Consider the following 19,637-nt stretch of genomic DNA (forward strand, 5'->3'; position numbering starts at 1 on the left):
GCAACCCGTCAAAAATTCACGACTGGGCGTGACCTTCGCCAATGCGGAGTGTCACACAAGCGCCCAGAAACACGGGGAGTTTTCCACGCCCCCGGCACACGTGTAAAGCCGAGAAACGGCATCCATCCACTGTCGTGCAGATGCTGGATGCCTCCCTGGCGGGTTCTCAGGCCTGGGCGGGGGCCTGCTTGCCGCCCGACGGCTTGTCCAATCTCCCGCGCGGCCGGCGTACGAGCCTCAGGCCCGTCCACGTCGAGTCGATGACGCAAATCTTGTTGTCGACCATGCCGATATCCAGCGCGGCCTGGCGCACGAAGTCCTCGGAGAGGTTCGTCTTCACGCCCTCTCCGCCGGGCCAGCAGACCCAGATGCCGCCGGTGAGGGCCATGGCGCGCGCCAGTGCGGGCAGCCGCTGCACCAGCTCCTGGGCGTCCTGGGAGAAGAAGAGGATGACATCCAGGCCCGTCACCGCGGTGATGAGGAACTCCACCCCATCCGGCAGCGGGTTGAGCTTCTGTACGAAGCCGCGCGGCGGGTTGATGACGGAGACCTTGGAACCGGCCCGGATGCCCAGCATGGCCGGCAGGGATGCCAGCGCGTAGGGCGTCATGATGTGCGCTCCACGATGAAGTGACTGTACTCGCCGGTGGCCTCGCCGTCGGTACGCCCGACGCTGTCGACCCGCGCCTGGGACGGACCCCGGTGACACCAGCGGATGAATTCTTCCATCATTCCCGGCTCACCCTCCACCACTGCCTCCACGGAGCCGTCCGGGCGGTTGCGCACCCAGCCGACCAGACCCAGGCGCGTGGCCTCCACGCGGGCACTCTCCCGGTAGAAGACGCCCTGCACCTTGCCCTGGATGCGCAGCGTTGTCCGCCGCGTGCCGCTCATGGACTGAAAGCCTCACCCTCTGGCGTCCGTCTGCAACAACTGCAGGAACGCTTGCTCGTCCAGGATTCTTACCCCGAGTTCCTGGGCCTTCTTCAGCTTGCTGCCGGCATCGTCCCCGGCCACCACGAAATCGGTCTTGCGCGAGACACTTCCGGCCACCTTCCCACCCCGACGCTCCACCTCTTCCTTGGCCTGGTCCCGATTCATACCTGTCATCGAGCCGGTGAGCACCACCGTCTTTCCGACGAAGGGGCCGCCGGTGCTGACCTGGGGCGGGGCGGGGGAGACCCCGGCGCCGAGCAGGGCGAGGATGGCCTCCCGGTTCTGGGGCTCCTGGAAGAAGGCGTGGATGACCTGGGCCATGACGGGGCCCACATCCTTCACCCGGGTGATGTCATCCAAGGGCGCCTCGAAGAGCTGGCGCACGTCCGGGAAGCCCTCGGCGAGCGCCTTGGCCGTCGCGTCGCCCACGTGTCGGATGCCCAGCGCGTAGAGGAAGCGGCGCTGGGTGGTGCTCTTGGAGTGCTCCAGCGACTCCAGCAGGTTGTCCGCGCTCTTGTCGCCCATGCGCTCCAGCGTCAGGAGCTTCTGCTTGGTGAGCGCGTACAGGTCCGCGAAGGTCTTCACCGTGCCGGTGGCCACCAGCTGGGCGGCCAGCTTGTCGCCCAGGCCTTCGATATCCATGGCGATGCGGCTGGCGAAGTGGCGGATCTTCTCCACCAGCTGCGCGGGACAGGACGCTCCGGTACATCGGATGACCGCGCCGTCCTCGTCCTTCACCGCGGCGGCTCCGCAGACGGGGCAGTGCTTGGGGAACTCGAAGGGCTGGGAGCTCTCCGGGCGCTTGGAGAGCACCGTGGAGACGATCTCCGGAATCACGTCGCCAGCGCGGCGCACGAAGACGGTGTCGCCCTTGCGCACGTCCTTGCGGCGCAGCTCGTCCTCGTTGTGCAGCGTGGCGCGCGCCACCATGACGCCGCCCACCTTCACGGGCTTGAGGTGCGCCACCGGGGTGAGCGCGCCGGTGCGGCCCACCTGGATACCGATGTCGAGCACCTCCGTGGACTCCTCCTCCGGCGGGAACTTGTAGGCCACCGCCCAGCGGGGGCTCTTGGAGACCTGGCCCAGCCGCTTGCGCTGGTCCTCGTCGTCCACCTTCACCACCATGCCGTCCACCTCGAAGGGCAGCTCATGGCGGCCCTTCAAGGAGGCGTCATAGGCCTGGCGCACGCCGTCGATGCCCTCCGCGCGCACGTAGCGGTTGATGGGCAGCCCCAGCGACTTCAAGTACTCGAGCTTCTCGATGTGGGACTTGAACGCGGGCACGCCCTCGGTGGGGACGCACTCGTAAAGATAGACGGAGAGGGGGCGCGCGGCCGTCTCCTTCGGGTCCAACTGGCGCAGGCTCCCGGCCGCCGCGTTGCGAGGGTTCGCGAACAGCGGCTCGCCCTCCTCCTCGCGCTTCTCGTTGAGCTTCTGGAAGTCCGCCTTGCGGATGAAGACCTCGCCGCGAACCTCCAACAGCGCGGGCACCTTCACGTCGTCCAGGGGGAACAGCTCCATGGGCAGGCTGCGGATGGTGCGCAGGTTGCCCGTGACGTCCTCGCCCGTGGTGCCGTCGCCGCGCGTGGCGCCCTGGACGAAGATGCCCTTCTCGAAGCGCAGGGCGATGGCGAGCCCGTCCAGCTTGGGCTCACACACGTAGGTGACGGCGGGCTGGCCGAGCAGCTTGCGCACGCGCTCGTCGAACTCCACGAGGCCCTCGTCCTCGAAGAGGTTGGCGAGCGAGAGCATGGGGACGCGGTGGACCACCTCGCCGAACTCGTCGGCCGCCTTGCCGCCCACGCGCTGGGTGGGGGAGTCCGGCGTCTGGAGGCTGGGGTGCTTGTCCTCCAGGGCCTGCAGCTCGCGCATCAGCGTGTCGTATTGCGCGTCGCTGATCTCCGGCGAGTCGAGCACGTAGTAGCGATGGTTGTGGTGGGCCAGCTCACGACGGAGCTCTCGGGCTCGTGCTTCGGCGGTCTTGAAGTCGTCCACGGTGGGCGGTCCTTACCCCAAATCGCCCCCGGCGAGGGCGTGTCCAGTGCCGCGCAATCTAGAGCGTCCCCCCGACATCGCGTCGAGCCCGCTCCCGGACGTCGGGCCCGCTTGGCTCGCGTACACCCTGACACGTAGGCTGGGAATCGCGCGGTGGGTGAGGGCGGGGGCGTCGCATTCCCCCGGGCGCCGTGCGGGGCTGTCCGGGACGACAGCGGGAGGGACTCACGGACCGCGAAGCGACCTTCCGGGTCCTGGTCCCCGGGTCCGAAGTGTCCCTGGTGACGGTGGAAATGTCTGGCGACGGGCTCATGTTGCTCCATGAGGAAGAGTCCGTGCCAAAGCCCTCAAGATGCCTTGACAGGCCAGGAGGGGGTCAATAACGTCCCCGCGCGGTTCATTGGCGCAGGAGTTTCGACGGCGCCATCTCTTCCCCAAACCACCGGCCCGCGCCCGCGCAGTCCCGTTCAGGGATTCCGGTACGGCTGTCCTCCTGGAAGGTGCTTCCGAGGCCGCGCGGAATCTCCCCCGGCAATCGAGCGTCCGAGTCCTCGGGCACCCCACCAATCCCCAAGCGTTCCAGACATGCGCAAAGCCCGTACTTCGAGAGAGAAGGCCGCCGACGTCGTAGTTCCCGTCGAGGCCGACGACAAGCCCCGTCGCAAGCGCGCGGCGGCGAAGACCGCCGAAAGGGAAGATACCGAGAAGCCCTCCCGCACCCGCCGCGCGCCCCGCCGCGACGAGGAAGTCAGCGCGGAGCCGGAGGTGAGCGCCGAGCCGCCCCGTCCGGTCCTGACTCCCATTTCCCGTCCGGTCCGCGACGACGACATCCAGGAGGCGCGTCTGTCTGGAGAGGACGAGTCTCCGGCCGCCACGCTGCCGCCCGCGCCGGAGGTCCCCGACACGCCCGCCATCACGGAAGTCAGCCGCGACGGCGCGCCGATGCAGGTCATCAAGCTCAATGACCTGAAGCGGATGAAGATCACGGACCTGTCCAGGATGGCCCACGACGTGGGCCTCGAGAACTACCAGGGCCTGAAGAAGCAGGACCTCATCTTCGCGCTCCTCGGTGGCATCGCCGACAAGCGCTTCGAGGTCCACGCCGAAGGCGTGATGGAGATGCTCAGCGACGGCTTCGGCTTCCTGCGCAGCTCGGACAGCGACTACCAGCCCAGCCCGGACGATATCTACGTGTCCCCCTCGCAGGTGCGCCGGTTCAACCTGCGCCCTGGCGACACGGTGACGGGCCCCATCCGCCAGCCCCGCGAGGGCGAGCGCTTCTTCGCGCTCCAGAAGGTGGACACGGTCAACTTCACGGACCCGATGTCGGACGCGGCGCGCGAGCGCATCCTGTTCGACAACCTCACGCCGCTGTATCCGACGCGCAAGCTCAAGCTGGAGCACGAGTCGTCGGAGATGACCACGCGCATCATCGACATGTTCTGCCCCATCGGTCTGGGACAGCGCTGCCTCATCGTCGCGCCGCCGAAGGCCGGCAAGACGGTGCTGCTGCAGAACATCGCGCACGCCATCAGCCGCAACCACCCGGACGTGTACCTCATCGTGCTGCTCGTGGATGAGCGCCCGGAAGAAGTCACGGACATGGAGCGCAGCGTGCGGGGCGAGGTGGTGTCCTCCACCTTCGACGAGCCCGCCACGCGGCACGTGCAGGTGGCGGAGATGGTCATCGACAAGGCCAAGCGCCTCGTCGAGCAGAAGTACGACGTCTGCATCCTGCTCGACTCGATTACGCGTCTGGCGCGCGCCTACAACACGGTGGTGCCCGCGTCCGGAAAGATTCTCTCCGGCGGCGTGGACGCCAACGCGCTCCACAAGCCCAAGCGCTTCTTCGGCGCCGCGCGCAACATCGAGGAGGGCGGCTCGCTGACCATCATCGGCACCGCGCTCATCGACACCGGCAGCCGCATGGACGAAGTCATCTTCGAGGAGTTCAAGGGCACGGGTAACTCCGAAATCGTCCTGGACCGGAAGCTGATGGAGAAGCGCATCTTCCCGACGCTGGACATCAACAAGTCCGGAACGCGTAAGGAAGAATTGCTCTTGTCGCCGGGAGATCTCGTGCGCATCACTGCGCTGCGCCAGGTGCTCCACCCGTTCACGCCCATCGACGCGATGGAGTTCGTGCTCAAGCACATGCGTCCGACGCCGACGAACGCTGACTTCCTCGGCTCGATGAACCGATAAGCCACCGCCCGGAGGGTCCATGTCCCGTTCCATGTTCGTCCGTCTGCTTCCCCTGATTCTCGGGGTGTCACTCGGAGGTGGACTGGGATGCGATGTGGACTCCCTGGGGCCGCCTGATGAAGACGCGCCCCCGGTGCTGTCGAACAAGACCTGCTACTCGGATGACGACTGCGTCGCCAATGCCTGCTGCGGGCTTGGCACCGCCGTCACCCACGCGGACGAAGGCCCGAGCTGTGGCGGTGTGAGCTGCACGGGCGGGTGCCCGGAAGGCTCCATCGACTGCGGGCGCTGCATCCCCTTCTGCCGTGGAGCCCGCTGCGACTCCGCCTGTCAGTGATGCCCAGGCGCAAGCCTGCCGCGCGGCGTGCTGGCGTGCCCTCTACCGCGTTACAACCGCTCGCTCGCGAACGTTGCGAAGCCGCTCGGGAGCGGTGCTTCGTCGTAGTCCCGTCGTGCGGCGAAGCGGCGCTCAGGCCGCGGGCGTCTGTTTCCCGGTGACGGCGGACGGCTGCTCGGAGGAGGGGAGCGTCAGCACCGGCTGCGGCTGCGCCTTGAGGCGGGCGTAGTCGAAGCAGGCCACGAGGATGGCGGTGATGGGCACGGCGAAGAGCGCGCCCACGAGGCCGAAGAGTCGCTCTCCCGCGATGAGGGAGAAGGCGACGATGACCGGGTGGATGCGCGCGGCCTGTCCCATGATTTTGGGATTGAGGAAGTACGCCTCCACCGCGTGGATGCCGATGATCCACACCAGGATGGCCAGGCCCTTCTTGAAGCCGTCCGCCATCGCGATGAGGACGATGGGCACTGAGCTGAGGATGGTGCCGAAGATGGGGATGAGGCTGAAGAACGTGGCGATGGTGGCCAGCAGGAATGCGAACTTCACGCCGAAGAGCAGCAGCCCCACGAAGGTCAGCGCGCCGTTGACGACGCAGATGGTGACCTGCCCGCGCACTACTCCGGACAGGGAGCGGTCGATGCGGTCGGCGAGCTGCCTCGCGTCGTGGGCGTACTCGGCGGGGACCAGGGTGCCGCAGTACCGACGGATGGCGTGACCGTCGATGGAGAAGAACGCCGCCACCATCAGCACGAAGAACAGCGTGAAGACGCCCGCGGCCACTCCCGCGATGATGCTGCGGGACACATTGACGATGTCGCCCAGGTTCTCCTGCACCAGCGACGAGATGCGCTTCACCGCGTCACTCAGCAGCTGCTCCAGGTCCAGCGCGAGGCTGAAGTGCCCACTGCCCGCGGCGTCCGCGCCCTCCAGCGCCCGGTTGGAGAGCGCCACGGGAATGCCATAGTCGCTGAGCCACGTCTCGCCGCGCTGCGCGAGCACCTGCACCTGCTCCGGCGTGAGCGTGTTGGCCAGCGCCATCGCGTCGCGGCTGACGCGCGCCATCTCCCGGTAGAGCTGCGGTACCAGGGCCACCAGGAAGAGGTACACCCCGACGAAGAAGCCCGCGTAGATGAGCAGGATGGCCGCCCAGTGGGGGACGGCGCGTCCGGCGACCTTCAGCCGGGTGATGCGCGCCACGAGCGGCTGCACCAGGTACGCGATGAGCGCCGCGCCCGCGAAGGGCATCACCACCGAGCGGAACGTCACGAGGGCCGCCGCCACGACGAGCCAGAGGGCTCCGAGGATGAGCAGGCGCTTGCGGCGGTCGGTGGTGGGCGTCGGAGACGGGGTGTCCAGGGGCTGCAACATGCCTCGGGCTTACGGCAGCGCCCGCGCGCTGACAAGGGCCGGTGCCCCAGGTTCTCGCTTGCCCTCCGCACCAGGGCCCACTCGTTCCGAAGGGGCGGAAAGTTCGAGGTCCCAGCTTTTGCGGGGCCTCGGGGTGGGACGGCTCACGCCTGAGCGCCCTGGACGAGCCGGAGCTTCGACTCCAGCTTGTCCAGGCAGACCTGCATCTGCTTGCGTTTGACGCGGCCCTCGGTGGCTTCTCCCAGGCTCAGCATCTGCTCGGTGAGCCACCGGGCGAGGAACAGCAGGGCCAGCCGGTCATCCGGCCCGAGCCCTCGTTCCAGGTAGCGCTTGTTGCGCATGTAGTCGTCGAACGCGTCCGTCTCGTGCGCCAGCTCCCACCGCGTCAGCCTCAGCGCCTCCGTGTAGACGGCCGGCGCGGGACGCGGGCGAGGCTCGGTGAACAGCGGCGCGAAGTGGCCTCCCGTCTCCAGGTCCACCTCGTCCACCGGCGGCGGCCAGCCCTGAAGGTCCTGCGCGAGCAGCTTGGCCACCTCCTCCACGAAGTGGTCCATGAGGGGCACGGGCTTCAGGTCGAAGAGGCGGTCCCAGCGCGAGGGCATGTTCCCTCTCTACCTCAAGAGGCGGATGGCGGCAGCGACACCGCGCGCAGGCCTTGTGCGCACTCGCCATAGCCGGCGCTCAGCTCGTGTCGGATGACCTCGTAGACGGCCCGCCGGGTGAGCAGCTCTCCGTGTCCCACGTTGGACAGCTCGTGGTTGGACACGTTCGGCTGGCCCTCCACGTCCAGCCGCGCCGACGTCCAGGGCGTCACCTCGTCCACCTTCGAGTAGAGCGAGGCCAGCCGCACGTCCCTTGGAAAGGCTCCCGTGCGCAGCTGCTTCAGGAACGGCGACACGGGCGTGAGCTGCCACATGCTGCGACTGAACCACCCGAGCGTCGCGCAGCCCAGATACGCCAGCCGCGAGCCTTGGTGCGGCGTCCCCAGGGTGATGAGGTTTCGCACCCGCGCATCTCCCCCCAGGCGCTTCACGTAATACATCCCGATGAGTCCGCCCTTCGAGTGGCCGACGATGCTCAGCGGCCCCATGTGTGGATAGCGCGTGTACATGCGCTCCACCTTCTCGCGCACCTTCTGCGCCAGCGCGTCGATGCCACACGTGTTGTACCGGTCCAACGCACCGCCCAGGTGGATGGACCAGACGGAGTAGCCGTCACGCCGCAGCCGCTGCTCCAACACCTCGAACACCCGCCGCGTGCTGAAGAAGCCGTAGAGCAACAACACCGGCCGGGGACACTGCGTGAAGTCCGTCTTCCTGACGATGTGATGGGCCCGCGTGTCCACGTGCAGATAGGCCGCGAGGTTTCGCAGTTGTCGTGTCCACCGGCGATAGCGCGGAACGAGAGGAGTCATGGCGCACTCGGTCGGCGCGCGGAGCGCCGTCCAGGGACAACCTGGGACTCGTCCCCTCGTTCCGCCGGGCGCGCGCGGGGTCATCACCCCGCGAACGCGCGCTGCTCAACGTCCGGCGTCGGACGTGCCCGGCCCAGCGTCCGGAATTCCACCATCCATCGTGCCACCGTCGGTGCCGGCATCCGTCCCACCATCGCCCGGCGCGGTGATGCAGCACGCGGGGACCTTCGCGAAGTACAGCGCCGCCTGGGAGCAGAAGGCGCGGATGTCGCGGCGGTGTGCCCCGCAGCCGGTGACGAAGCGGCCGTCCTCGCAGACGGGCTCGGGCGCCGTCGCCGGGTCACACGCCGTCAGGCTCCGCGCGCACACCGCCCGCGAGCGATAGAAGCGCGCGTCGCTCCGGTCTCCGGGCACGACGGTGCAGGTGGTGCCCTGGTCGCACTGCTGGAAGATGGCGCCGGTGGAGCAGGGGCCCACCGTGCAGGCCGTCTCGCAGTTGAGGGCCTCCGAGTCGTCACAGCGAGGAGCCTGGGAGCACGGGTCACCGTCGGAGCAGGAGGAGACGAGGAGGGCGAGCAGGAGCGACGACAGGATGCGCGGCAAGGGGAGCCTCGAGGGGAGTCAGGTGAAGCGCTCCAGGAAGTTCATCAGGATTCGCCTCCCAGCGGGAGTGGGAGTGAGGCCCGAGAGCAACCTGGGCACCTGCGCACCGGGCGGAATCCCCCGCGCCACGGCCTCCTGCTCCAGTCCCTCGCGGCGCGCGTTGATGACGGCGCGCAGCGCGTCCGGCGCCGCCTCCGGGTGGAACTGCACGCCCCGGACGTTGGGGCGGAAGGCGAGCGCCTGCGCGGCCGTGTTGGCGTTGCCCGCGAGCACCGTCGCGCCCTCGGGCACCTGGGCGACGATGTCCTCGTGCGTGGCCTGGGCGGCGAAGACCTCCGGCACCCCGTCGAACAGCGCGTCCCGGCGCCCCGCCTCGGTGAGCCTCACCTCCACCGTGCCTGTCTCCCGGCCCAGCGGATTTCGCGCCACCTGTCCACCGTACGCCCGAGCGAGCAACTGATGACCAAAGCACACACCCAGCACCGGCGTGCCCTTCTCCCCGGCCTCCACCATGAAGTCCGCGACGCGCTCCATCCACGGCTCCAGCCGCGTCACCGACAGAGGAGAGCCCGTCATCATCACCGCGTCGTACGCATGCGCCTCCCGTGGCAACGGAGCGTCGCGGTGCACCGGGAGGATGTCGAAGCGATGGCCCTCCAGTCCGATGGTGCCCAGGAACCACTGCTCGTAATCACCGACGGTGAGACGCACTGACTCCGCGGCCTCACCAGCTTTCAGCAACAAGACGTTCTTCACCACCGCAGGTTGCCGCGTCTGGACGTCATTCCTACCCTGTCGTGCCACCTGTGTTCGCTCCTGGCCAATCTGTCTGGAACGCCCCCGTGTGCCCCGAGGAATCCCCATGCTAGACGCCCGCTCGCTCTCCCCCCGGCTGCCCGTCCTGCAACTGCTCATCGATGGGCAGGGCGTGGACCCCGTCGAAGGGGGCTCGCTCCCGGTGGTGAATCCCGCCACGGGTGAGAAGGTGTGCGACGTACCCAGCGCCACCGCCCCCGACGTGGACCGCGCGGTGAAAGCCGCCCGTCGCGCCTTCGAGTCCGGCCCGTGGAGCAAGATGTCCGCCCGCGAGCGCGGCAAGCTCATCCGCAAGCTCGCCGACCTGCTGTGGCAGCGCCGCGAGGAGTTCGCGCTCGTCGAGTCGCTCAACAACGGCAAGACGTTCCGCGACGCCATCCGAGGCGACGTGGCGCCGGGCGCCGGCACGCTCGCGTACTTCGCGGACTGGGCTGACAAGATTCACGGCGAGGTGCTCCCGGTGGACGGCCCCTTCCACACCTACGTGCTCAAGGAGCCGGTGGGCGTGGTGGGACTCATCGTCCCGTGGAACTACCCCACCTGCATCCTCTGCTGGAAGCTGGGCCCCGCGCTCGCCGCTGGCTGCACGGTGGTGGTGAAGCCCTCCGAGATGACGCCGCTGACGGCGATGAAGCTGGGCGCGCTCGCGCTGGAGGCGGGCTTCCCTCCCGGCGTCCTCAACGTCGTCACCGGCTACGGAGACCCCGCGGGCGAGGCGCTCGCGCGGCACCCGGACGTGGACAAGATCTCCTTCACCGGCTCCGGCCGCACCGCGCGCCGGCTGATGCAGGCGTCGGCGGGCAGCAACTTCAAGAAGCTGACGCTGGAGCTGGGCGGCAAGAGCCCCCAGGTCATCTTCGCCGACGCGGACCTGGAGCGCGCCGTGGAGGCGTGCTTCTGGGGCATCTTCGGCAACAAGGGTGAGACGTGCAACGCGGGCAGCCGCGTGCTCGTGCAGGACGGCATCTACGACGACTTCGTGGGCAAGCTGGCGGAGCGCGCGCGCAAGCTGCGCGTCGGTGACCCGTTGGACCCGTCCACGGAGATGGGCGCGCAGGTGAGCCAGAAGCAGCTCGACACCATCCTCGGCTTCGTCGAGAGCGGTCGTCAGCAGGGCGCGACGCTGCTGGCCGGTGGCGAGCGCGACACGGAGGGCGTCAAGGCGAAGGGCGCTTTCATGCGGCCCACCATCTTCGGCGACGTGAAGCCGGACATGAAGATCGCCCAGGAGGAGATCTTCGGACCGGTGCTCAGCTGCCTGCGCTTCCGCGATGACGCGCACGCGCTGGAGCTGGCCAACGGCACGCTCTACGGCCTGGCCGCCTCGCTGTGGACTCGCGACGTGGCGAAGGCGCACGCGCTGGCTCGCAAGGTGAAGAGCGGCGTGGTGTGGATCAACTGCTTCAACGAGTTCGACGATGCCGCGCCGTTCGGCGGCTACAAGGAGTCCGGCTGGGGCCGTGATTTGTCGCACCACGCGCTGGAAGGCTACCTCCAGTGCAAGGCGGTGTGGACGCGGCTGCCGACGGACACCTGAGCATTCCCTCACCCCAGGAAGGAAGGTCCCGATGCCGACCCGTCCCAAGGCGAAGGTTCTCACGCATCCGACCGTGGCCCGCCGGGCCCGTGCCAAAGAGCGCGGAGGCCCCGTGCGCGGCGGCGCCGTGGCCCGGGACCCGGGCGGCACCGACACGCTCAAGCGCTGGCTCGACGACAACGGCGTGAAGAAGGTGAAGGTCGGCGCCATCGACATCGACGGTGTCTGGCGCGGCAAGTACATCTCCCTGGAGAAGTTCCTCAGCGCCGCCAAGGGCGGCCTGGGCTTCTGCGACGTCGTCTTCGGCTGGGACCTGGGCGACGAGCTGCTGGACAACACCCAGGTGACGGGCTGGCACACCGGCTACCCGGATGCGCACGCGACGGTGGATTTGACGACGGGGCGGGTGATTCCGTGGGAGCCCGACACCGCGGCCTTCCTGCTCGACTTCGTCAACCCGGACGGGACGCCCTTCGAGGCCAGTCCCCGGCAGCTGCTCCAGAAAATCGCCGCTCGCGCGAGGGAGCAGGGCTACCTGCCTCGCTTCGGCGCCGAGTACGAGTTCTTCATCTTCAAGGAGCAGCCGGACACGCTGAAGCAGAAGGGCTTCCAGGACCTCACGCCGCTGACGCCCGGCATGTTCGGCTACTCGTGGCTGCGCACGTCGCAGAACGCGCCGCTGGTGCACGCGCTCATCGATGGATGCAACGGCTTCGGCCTCAACATCGAGGGTTTCCACACCGAGACGGGGCCCGGCGTCTTCGAGGCCGCCATCCGCTATGACGACGTGGAGCGCTCCGCGGACAAGGCGGCCCTCTTCAAGACGGTGGTGAAGGAGCTGTGCTCGCGCCAGGGTCTCACCGCGTGCTTCATGGCCAAGGTGAACGCGAAGCTGCCGGGGTGCTCGGGGCACGTGCACCAGTCCCTCTGGGACCTGAAGGGCGAGCACAACCTCTTCCATGAGGAAGGCGCGCCGCACGGCATGAGCCGCCTCATGCGCCACTACATCGGTGGGCAGATAGCGCTGATGCCGGAATTGACGGCGCTCTACTGGCCCACCATCAACAGCTACAAGCGCAGCGTGGAGAACACCTGGGCGCCCACCACCGCCGCGTGGGGCCTGGAGAACCGCACCTGCGCCGTGCGCGTCATCGGCGAGAACGCCAAGGCGATGCGCATCGAGTACCGCCAGCTCGGCGCGGACATGAACGCGTACATCGGCATGGCCGTGAGCATGGCCGCGGGCCTGTGGGGCATCGAGAACGAAATCGAGCCGCCGCCCGCGTGCAACTCCAACGCCTACGCGTCCCACGAGGCCGCGCCGCTGCCGCGCAATTTGAGAGATGCCGTGGCCCTGCTCAAGCAGAGCGAGCGCGCTCGGGAAATCCTGGGCGAGGGCTTCGTGGACCACTTCGTGCGCACGCGCGAGTGGGAGGTGCGCCAGTACGAGCGCGCCGTCACGAGCTGGGAGTTGGAGCGCTACCTGGAGCTCATCTGATGAGCCCGAGGGAGGAACCCGCGATGAAGCCGTTCGACATTCCCGCTGAGCCCCGTATCACCGAGATGGCGTGGCCCACCCGCATCGTCCTGGGCGCCGGAGCGCTCCAGCGGCTGCCCGCCCAGGCGCAGCGGTTGAACATGAAGCGCCCGCTGCTGGTGACGGACGCGGGCGTGGTGAAGGCGGGGCTCGCCTCCCGCGTGCTCGAAGTCCTGAAGACGGCGGGCCTGGAGTGCGCCGTCTTCGACGGCGTGGAGCCCAACCCCACCGAGAAGGACGTCTTCGCCGGCCTGGAGGTCTATCGCCACAACAAGTGCGACGGGCTCATCGCGCTGGGCGGCGGCAGCGCGCTGGATGCGGGCAAGCTGGTGCAGCTGCTCACCACCCACGAGCCTCCGCTCAGTCGCTATGACGACGCGAAGGGCGGGGACCAGTACGTGAAGGACGACCTGCCTCCGCTCATCGCCATTCCGACGACGGCGGGCACGGGCTCGGAGGTGGGTCGCTCGGGCGTGGTGACGCTGGCGGACACGGGTCGCAAGACGGTGATTTTCAGCCCGGCCCTGCTGCCTCGCGCCGCCATCGTCGACCCGGAGCTGACGCTGGGGCTTCCTCCTGGCGTCACCGCGGCCACGGGCATGGATGCCTTCACGCACTGCCTGGAGGCTTACCTGGCCAATGGCTTCCACCCGCTCGCGGACGCGGTGGCCATCGACGGCATCCAGCGCGTGAGTCGCTCGCTGGTGACGGCGGTGCGCGAGGGCAAGGACCTGGCGGCGCGCACGGACATGATGATCGCCGCGATGCAGGGCGCCATGGCCTTCCAGAAGGGCCTGGGCGCGTGCCACGCGCTCGCGCACGCGCTGACGCCCATCTCCGGTGTGCACCATGGCCTGGCCAACGCCGTCGTGCTGCCGGTGGTGATGGAGTTCAACCGCGCCTCGAGCACGACGCGGCTGGCGCGTGTGGCGGTGGCGATGGGTGACACCACCAACGCTCGGGAGGACGTGCTCGCGAGCAACGCCATCGACCGGGTGCGCAAGCTCAACGCGGCCATCGGCATTCCCGCGCGGCTTCGCGACGTGGGCGTCAAGGAAGAGGACCTGCCGAAGATCGCCGACAAGGCCTTCCTGGATGCCTCGCACCTGAGCAACCCGCGCAAGGTGGTGGAGGCCGACCTGCTGGCCATGGCCCGCGAGGCCTGGTGACACAGCGTCGTCCCGGGGGAGGCGAGCGCCTCCCTCGGAGCTGACGGACTTCAGTTGCCTTCGTCCGAGGCCGCCGGCGGGGCGCCGGTGGTGCCGCCGTCTCCGAGCACCGTGGCGCCCAGGTCCGTGTCATTCCCGGAGCCAGGGCCCGCGTCGGTGACCTCGCCGTGCGAGCCCACCACCGCGCCGGTCATCTCCGCCGTGCCTTCCTCGGGCACGAAGTCCAGCGTCTCCACGTAGACGCGTCCGGGCAGGCGCAGGTCCATCGCGTTGATGCGCTCCTGGCCGCGCAAGTCATAGAGCTGCTGCGCGACGGGGCCCGCGGGGATGCGGTCGTCGGAGAAGAAGATGTAGACCTTCACCTTTCCTTCCTGCGTGGGCACGCGGAAGCTGGTGTTGGCGACGGGCTTGTTCGAGTCGCAGCGGATGGAGCGATTCTCCCGCGTCAGCGTGAGCTGCCGGATGACGCCCTTCTGGGACACCGTGTAGAGCATGCAGTAGGGGAGCTGCCCGGCGGAGGGAATGACCTCCATCGTCGCGGGTCCCGTCTTGCGAATCTGCGCGCGTGTGGGCCGGTCGTCCTTGCCACCGTTCTGACAACCCGCGCACAGCGCCGCGACTGCGAGCAACGTACTCCAGCGCTTCATGTGTCCCTCCTGAGGGGCGTGGAAGAACCACCGTTCGCGCCTCATAGCCTACTGCGAGCCTCGTGCTTCGGGGAGGTCATGACGTCCGCTCGCGCACCCTCCAGCGGACGCAACGACCGCCAGTTCACATCCTCGCCCTGGGCTCACCCCGCGGACCGCGCCGCCCGTCCCAGCTCAGGGCCCTCGCAGTTTGCGCAGTGCGTCGAGCGCCTCCTGGAGGCCGACGGCGAGGAAGAGGAGCAGGGTGGCGACGAGCGCGGCGTTGGTGAGCCATCCGTTGCGCAGGGCGCCCACCCAGGCGCGCCGGTTGTTCATCCACAGCAGGGTGGCGGCGAGCAGCGGCATGAACAGCGCGCCGACGATGGCGTAGGCGAGCTGCGCGCGCTGGAGAGGTGCCCAGAGCATGGGAAGCGGGACGATGGCGAGCGCCACCAGGTACAGCCGCCACGCGCGAGTCTTTCGCAGGTCCACGGGCGGCCCCGGCTCGCGCTTGCGGTGGATGCGCAGGAAGTCCGCGAACAGGTAGGGGATGCCTTCCCAGACGCCCAGCAGGCTGGAGAAGACCGCGCCCCAGAAGCCCGCGAGGAACACCCAGTAGCCAGCGGGACCGATGACCGTCTCCAGCCGCGTGGCGAGCAGTGACGCCACCTTCAGGCCGCTACCCTCCAGCCGCAGCGTCGAGCCGATGATGACCATGGCCGCGCCGAACATCCCCGTGAGCGCGTAGCCCACGGCGAGGTCCGCCTGACAGGTCTTCAGGCCTTGAGGTCCCTCGCGGCCCTTCTCTCGAATCCAGTAGCCATACGAGAGCATCGTCACCGTGCCGCCCACGCCGCCCAAGAGGCCCAGCACCCAGACGGAGCCATTGTCGGGCAGGGAGGGAATCACGAGCCCGCGCGCGGCGGCGGCCCAGTCCGGTTGCGAGCCCACGGCGGCGAAGAGGACCGCGCCGAACATCAGCGCGATGCAGGCCGCCATCAGCTTCTCGAAGAGGCGGAACCCGCCGAGCCCGACGAGCGCGAGCCCGACGAGCGAGTGAACCACGCCCCAGATGCGCCGGGACGTCTCCGAATCTCCTCCGATGGGCCACAGCGCATCACCCGCGGCTCCACACGCGGAGATGAGCGCGCCGCCCGTGAAGAAGCTCCAGCCCAGCAGGTAGACGAAGAAGACATTGCGCAGGACAGGGCCCAGTCGAGCCCAGCCCTCCAGCACGGTGGTACCGGTGGCGAGCTGCCAGCGCGCGACGCCTTCGTTGAGGAAGGCCTTGAGCACCGAGCCCACGACCGCGGCCCAGAGGATGGCGACACCCACCGCCGAGCCTCCCAGGCTCGCGGTGAGAAGGTCTCCCGCGCCCACACCCGTGGCGGCGACGAGGATGCCGGGCCCGAAGCGAGTCATCAGCCCGGGTCGGGCGGAGGCGACGGACTGCGCGGTGGAGGGTGCCGGGCTTTCCATGGGGCCCGAAACGCTACCATCCCCAGATGAGCGACAGCGTCATCGAGCCCGAGCAGTCGTGCAGCGGCGGGAGTCGACCGCCGCCCCTGCCGAGCTGGGCCTGAATCGTCTTCCACTCGTCGATGAAGGCCTGGTGTGCCGTCACCTCCTGACGCGAGATGACGTGCGTGGCGCCCGGCTCGGCCAGCTTGTTTTCGAGGAGCTGGGCCTCCTGGTGGAGCTCGTTCGCCGCGCTCGCGAGCCGCTCGGTGCTCAGGGCGCGAGGATGGGGCAGGTGAGGGTCCTCGGTCGCGTGACACTCCTCGGCGCGCGTCAACAGCTCACGCAGGCTCTCGAAGGTGCTCTCGGAGAACGCGACGCGGACGAAGGTGTTGGGGTGGGTGGACAGCTCGATCATGGACTCCAGCAGTCGCGCCAGCGCGGCCCAGCCGAGCCATAGGGATGACTCCGGGTCCGCGGCCTCCAGGTTCACGACCCACTTCGAATGGATGTCCCGCGCGTCCATGCCGTCGAGTCTGGCACGACTCCTCAGTCGATGGCCGGAAGAGCCTGCTCGATGAGGTCCGCGGCGCGCTTCACGCCCCCTTCATCTCGCAGCTCGGCGCGGACCGCTGCCGCTCGCCGCGCGATGCTCGCCTCCGTGGTGATGTGATGGAGTGCTTCGCGCAGCGCTTTCGCGGTGGCCTTCTCCGTGTCGAGCCGCACGCCGACGCCCAGCTCGACGATGCGGTCCGCGTTGGTGAACTGGTCCGTGGCCTGGGGCACGGCAATCATGGGCGTGCCGCACCACAGCGCCTCCTGCGTACTGCCCATGCCCGCATGGGTGATGAACGCGTCCGACTGACTCACCACCGAGAGCTGCGGTACCCACGGGTGCACCTCGAAGTTGCGGGGAATCTCCCCGAGCTCCGCGCGCTCGACGTGTCGGCCGATGTTCAGCACCACGTGCCAGCCCGGCAGGTCTCCGAAGGCCGCCATGCAGTGGCGATAGAAGGCCGGCTGGTTCGTGAAGGTGGAGCCGAGTGAGATGAGCAGCACCTTCTCCACACCGGCAGGGCGCTTCCACGTGCCTTGCTGGGGCCGCTCGTCGAAGCAGGGGCCCACGAAGGTGTAGCGCTTCGTGTCCACGCGGTCCGCCTGGGGCTGCATCGCCCGGGGGATGAGCACGAGCGAGCGCGGTGGCAGCCCCACGAAGAGCGTGGACTCCGTCTGGGCCACGCCGCACTCCGCGAGCCACGACGAGAACCGCCGGAAGTACTCGGCGCCGCCAGGGGCCGCTCGCAGCGACTCCATCATCGGCGCCATCTCCTCGGTGTAGCCCTCCCACGCGACGAAGGTGGGCGAGAGCGAGATGGCTGGCCGCCCCCAGTTCTCCGCGAGGATGCGCGCGACGTAGCCCGCGATGTCGTAGAGGAAGAGGTCCGGCTTGTCCTGCTCGTAGGCGGCGCGGAGCCTCGGCAACTGGGCCACGGCATCGTCGAGAAACACAGAGAGCTGACCGATGGTGTCCTCCGGCCAGCTCCGGTCCGCGACGCCTTCTCGTGGCAGCGTCGACGGGTAGGGCACCAGCTCCGCCCCTGTCTCGACGATGCGCTCCGCGAAGGACGCGTCATTCGCGTAGGTGACGCGGTGGCCTCGCGCCACCAGCTCCCGGATGACCTCCAGGCTCGGGTTCACGTGGCCGTGGGCGGGAATGCTGACCATGGCGATATGGGCGCGACGGCGCATGGCGACCTCCTGAAGGTATGATTGAGACGATACGGACCGTCTCGTCAGAGTCACCTTGGAGATGCCTCGCGGGTTTGTCAAGACGAGACGTTGCGTGTCGTCTGGGTCCAGTTAGCGTGCCGGGAGATGAGTGACGCGAAGACGCCGGACGTGTCCCGCCGCAGCGGGCGTTCCCATCAGGCCATCCTGAAGGCGGTGGTGGAGCTGGTGGGGGAGCAGGGCTACGCGCGGCTGACCATCGAGGCCATCGCGGCCCGGGCGGGCGTGGGCAAGCAGACCATCTACCGGTGGTGGCCCACCAAGGGCGCGCTGGTACTGGACGCCTTCGCCGCGCTGGCGGGCGAAGCGGCGGCGCTCCCCGACACGGGGAACCTCGCGGTGGACCTGAAGACAGTCCTGCGCGCCACGGTGGTGGAGCTGTGTGAGCCGCGCTTCGAGGTGCCCTCCCGCGCGCTCACCGCCGAGTCACAACTGGACCCGGTGCTCGCCAGGCAGTTCGTGGACACGCTGCTTCGGCCGAGCCTGGAGGTGACGAAGGAGCGACTGCGGGCCGCGCAGCGGGCGGGACAGGTGGCGCAAGGCGTGGACCTGGACGTCGCCGTCGAGCTGCTGTTCGGCCCGCTGTTCCACCGCTGGCTGCTGCGCACCGCGCCGCTCACTCGGGAGTACGCGGACACGGTGGTGGACTATGCGGTGGCGGCCCTGCGCCCCCCGAGCCCTTCGTCGGGGAGCGCGGGCTGACGAGCGCTCAAGGCATGTCGGGGCTCATCCCCGGGCACTTGCCGGGCTGCATCTGGTCCGCCGTCTTGTGCACCTCGCTGCTGAGCTGCTTCTGCTTCTTCGGGTCCATCGCGGTGTAGACGATGACGACGCCATCCGGCGTGTCCTGGACGCTCGCGCTGGAGGGCATCGTCGGCGCGCCCGCCATGCCGGAGCCGCCCATGCCGGTGTCGTCCAGGCCGTCCTGCTCCTCCAGCGGGCTGTCACCCAGGTCCTCGCGCTGCGCCTCCTGCATGGGCGTCACCTGCTGCGCGCGCTGAGTGCTCTCCGCCTGCTCGTGGAGCATGGCGCGGCTGCGCTGCTGCAGCTCCGCCACCTGCGTCGGCTCAGGCGTGCTGATGATGAGCGCCACGCCTTCAGGCACGTCCTGCGCCCGAGCCACCGCGCCCGAGACGGACATGGGGCAGTTGGCGTCGGAGACGCTCTTGTGGTGCTTGTCGTGGTGCTTGCCATCCGGCGGTGGCGGCTGCGGCCCCATGTCGGGAGGCACTGCCTCCGCGGTGGCCGGCGGCGGTGGCGTGGAGGGCGGAGGCTGGGTGCTGGCCTGCGGCTCCGCGCCCTGGGATTGCGAGCCGCGCTTGGAGCAGCCGACCGAGAAGCAGAGCGCCGCGGACACGGCGAGAATCGACGGAAGCCTGGACAGATGCATGTGGAAGTCCCCCCGGGCGTGAGCCCTTCTCGCCGAAGGTGGACGGGGGACCGGGCGTCGGCAATGCGACCGCATCCAGGCTCGCCCGCTGGCCCCGCCCGGGGGATGGGGGTGTCTATTCACGGGGAGACCCGCCTGGCGGCCAGGTGCGGGAGCCTGGCCGCGTGATGACTCGCCAACGTGGGCACGGTCGTCACCCTCGCTCCACGTTCAATGCGCGACACGAGGTCTTTCAAGCAGACATCCAAAGCCAGGGGCTCCTCCGTCAACACCTGGGTGTGCGCGGGCTCCTGGCTGGGCGCCTCGACCGCCATGAAAGGGTTGGTATGGGAAGGCTCGCGGTGCTCGACCTGGAAGGGACGCTGACGCCAGACACCCTCGGCATGTTGCTGGTGCGGGAATTGCTGGCACGCGGTGCCTGTGAAGCCGAAGTGGGGCAGGGCCTGCTGGCCGCGTTG

At 68.8% G+C, this 19,637-nt stretch carries 19 protein-coding genes; 6 read left to right on the top strand and 13 right to left on the bottom strand.

Going from position 1 to position 19,637, the window contains the following annotated elements; translation table 11 throughout:
* Positions 1–166 precede the first annotated feature (166 nt).
* Genes ACN469_RS43065 through ligA form a run of 3 tightly spaced genes read right to left on the bottom strand, consistent with a single transcriptional unit; the run spans position 167 to position 2,931 of the window.
* Entirely contained in the window at positions 167–610 is a 444-nt protein-coding gene (locus ACN469_RS43065) for a DUF3052 family protein (RefSeq protein ID WP_498778164.1), read from the bottom strand.
* The gene (locus ACN469_RS43070; RefSeq protein WP_498778165.1) at positions 607–894 is read right to left on the bottom strand and encodes an acylphosphatase; all 288 of its coding nucleotides are present in this window, start codon (positions 892–894) and stop codon (positions 607–609) included. Before ACN469_RS43070 ends, ACN469_RS43065 begins: the two co-directional genes overlap by 4 nt.
* Before the next feature lie 12 nt (positions 895–906).
* Positions 907–2,931 (bottom strand): NAD-dependent DNA ligase LigA, encoded by a 2,025-nt coding sequence (gene ligA, locus ACN469_RS43075; protein WP_498778166.1) that lies wholly within the window; start codon positions 2,929–2,931, stop codon positions 907–909.
* Between the two features lie 585 nt (positions 2,932–3,516).
* On the opposite strand from ligA, the gene rho reads away from it, so the two are divergent.
* Both rho and ACN469_RS43085 read left to right on the top strand, forming a co-directional pair.
* Positions 3,517–5,136 carry a transcription termination factor Rho gene (gene rho / locus ACN469_RS43080; protein ID WP_498778168.1) on the top strand — a complete coding sequence of 540 codons (1,620 nt, stop codon included), beginning with the start codon at positions 3,517–3,519 and terminating at the stop codon, positions 5,134–5,136.
* 19 nt (positions 5,137–5,155) lie between these two features.
* Complete coding sequence (locus ACN469_RS43085; protein WP_498778170.1) at positions 5,156–5,473, top strand: hypothetical protein; 318 nt, start codon at positions 5,156–5,158, stop codon at positions 5,471–5,473.
* A gap of 132 nt (positions 5,474–5,605) precedes the next feature.
* On the opposite strand, the gene ACN469_RS43090 is transcribed toward ACN469_RS43085, so the two are convergent.
* The 5 genes from ACN469_RS43090 to ACN469_RS43110 form a co-directional block, all read right to left on the bottom strand.
* Positions 5,606–6,841 (bottom strand): AI-2E family transporter, encoded by a 1,236-nt coding sequence (locus ACN469_RS43090; RefSeq protein ID WP_498778171.1) that lies wholly within the window; start codon positions 6,839–6,841, stop codon positions 5,606–5,608.
* A gap of 143 nt (positions 6,842–6,984) precedes the next feature.
* Complete coding sequence (locus ACN469_RS43095) at positions 6,985–7,443, bottom strand: hypothetical protein (protein ID WP_498778173.1); 459 nt, start codon at positions 7,441–7,443, stop codon at positions 6,985–6,987.
* Between the two features lie 14 nt (positions 7,444–7,457).
* A complete protein-coding gene (locus ACN469_RS43100) occupies positions 7,458–8,255 on the bottom strand; it encodes an esterase/lipase family protein (protein WP_498778175.1) in 798 nt (265 codons plus the stop codon).
* Positions 8,256–8,360: 105 nt separating this feature from the next.
* Positions 8,361–8,858: a hypothetical protein gene (locus ACN469_RS43105; protein ID WP_498778176.1), complete on the bottom strand. Its 498-nt coding sequence runs from the start codon at positions 8,856–8,858 to the stop codon at positions 8,361–8,363.
* An 18-nt stretch (positions 8,859–8,876) separates the two neighbouring features.
* On the bottom strand, positions 8,877–9,662 hold the full coding sequence (locus tag ACN469_RS43110) for a glutamine amidotransferase (protein ID WP_498778177.1): 786 nt from the start codon (positions 9,660–9,662) through the stop codon (positions 8,877–8,879).
* Between the two features lie 58 nt (positions 9,663–9,720).
* On the opposite strand from ACN469_RS43110, the gene ACN469_RS43115 reads away from it, so the two are divergent.
* Genes ACN469_RS43115 through ACN469_RS43125 form a run of 3 tightly spaced genes read left to right on the top strand, consistent with a single transcriptional unit; the run spans position 9,721 to position 13,917 of the window.
* Positions 9,721–11,211, top strand: a complete 1,491-nt coding sequence (locus tag ACN469_RS43115; RefSeq protein ID WP_498778178.1) for an aldehyde dehydrogenase family protein — start codon at positions 9,721–9,723, stop codon at positions 11,209–11,211.
* 31 nt (positions 11,212–11,242) lie between these two features.
* The gene (locus ACN469_RS43120; RefSeq protein ID WP_498778180.1) at positions 11,243–12,709 is read left to right on the top strand and encodes a glutamine synthetase family protein; all 1,467 of its coding nucleotides are present in this window, start codon (positions 11,243–11,245) and stop codon (positions 12,707–12,709) included.
* A 23-nt stretch (positions 12,710–12,732) separates the two neighbouring features.
* The gene (locus ACN469_RS43125; RefSeq protein ID WP_498778181.1) at positions 12,733–13,917 is read left to right on the top strand and encodes an iron-containing alcohol dehydrogenase; all 1,185 of its coding nucleotides are present in this window, start codon (positions 12,733–12,735) and stop codon (positions 13,915–13,917) included.
* A gap of 50 nt (positions 13,918–13,967) precedes the next feature.
* On the opposite strand, the gene ACN469_RS43130 is transcribed toward ACN469_RS43125, so the two are convergent.
* The 4 genes from ACN469_RS43130 to ACN469_RS43145 form a co-directional block, all read right to left on the bottom strand.
* Positions 13,968–14,564: a hypothetical protein gene (locus ACN469_RS43130; protein ID WP_498778182.1), complete on the bottom strand. Its 597-nt coding sequence runs from the start codon at positions 14,562–14,564 to the stop codon at positions 13,968–13,970.
* Positions 14,565–14,738: 174 nt separating this feature from the next.
* A complete protein-coding gene (locus ACN469_RS43135; protein WP_498778184.1) occupies positions 14,739–16,022 on the bottom strand; it encodes an Nramp family divalent metal transporter in 1,284 nt (427 codons plus the stop codon).
* A gap of 13 nt (positions 16,023–16,035) precedes the next feature.
* Entirely contained in the window at positions 16,036–16,527 is a 492-nt protein-coding gene (locus ACN469_RS43140; protein WP_498778185.1) for a hypothetical protein, read from the bottom strand.
* Positions 16,528–16,550: 23 nt separating this feature from the next.
* Positions 16,551–17,750, bottom strand: a complete 1,200-nt coding sequence (locus ACN469_RS43145) for a macrolide family glycosyltransferase (protein ID WP_498778186.1) — start codon at positions 17,748–17,750, stop codon at positions 16,551–16,553.
* A 126-nt stretch (positions 17,751–17,876) separates the two neighbouring features.
* Here ACN469_RS43145 and ACN469_RS43150 point away from each other — a divergent pair, with 126 nt between their 5' ends.
* On the top strand, positions 17,877–18,491 hold the full coding sequence (locus ACN469_RS43150; RefSeq protein WP_498778188.1) for a TetR/AcrR family transcriptional regulator: 615 nt from the start codon (positions 17,877–17,879) through the stop codon (positions 18,489–18,491).
* Positions 18,492–18,498: 7 nt separating this feature from the next.
* Here ACN469_RS43150 and ACN469_RS43155 read toward each other — a convergent pair whose 3' ends face one another.
* Positions 18,499–19,179 (bottom strand): hypothetical protein, encoded by a 681-nt coding sequence (locus tag ACN469_RS43155; protein ID WP_498778189.1) that lies wholly within the window; start codon positions 19,177–19,179, stop codon positions 18,499–18,501.
* Positions 19,180–19,637: the final 458 nt, after the last annotated feature.

Origin of the sequence: Corallococcus terminator (genome assembly GCF_049194865.1) — a bacterium.
GTDB lineage: Bacteria > Myxococcota > Myxococcia > Myxococcales > Myxococcaceae > Myxococcus > Myxococcus terminator_A.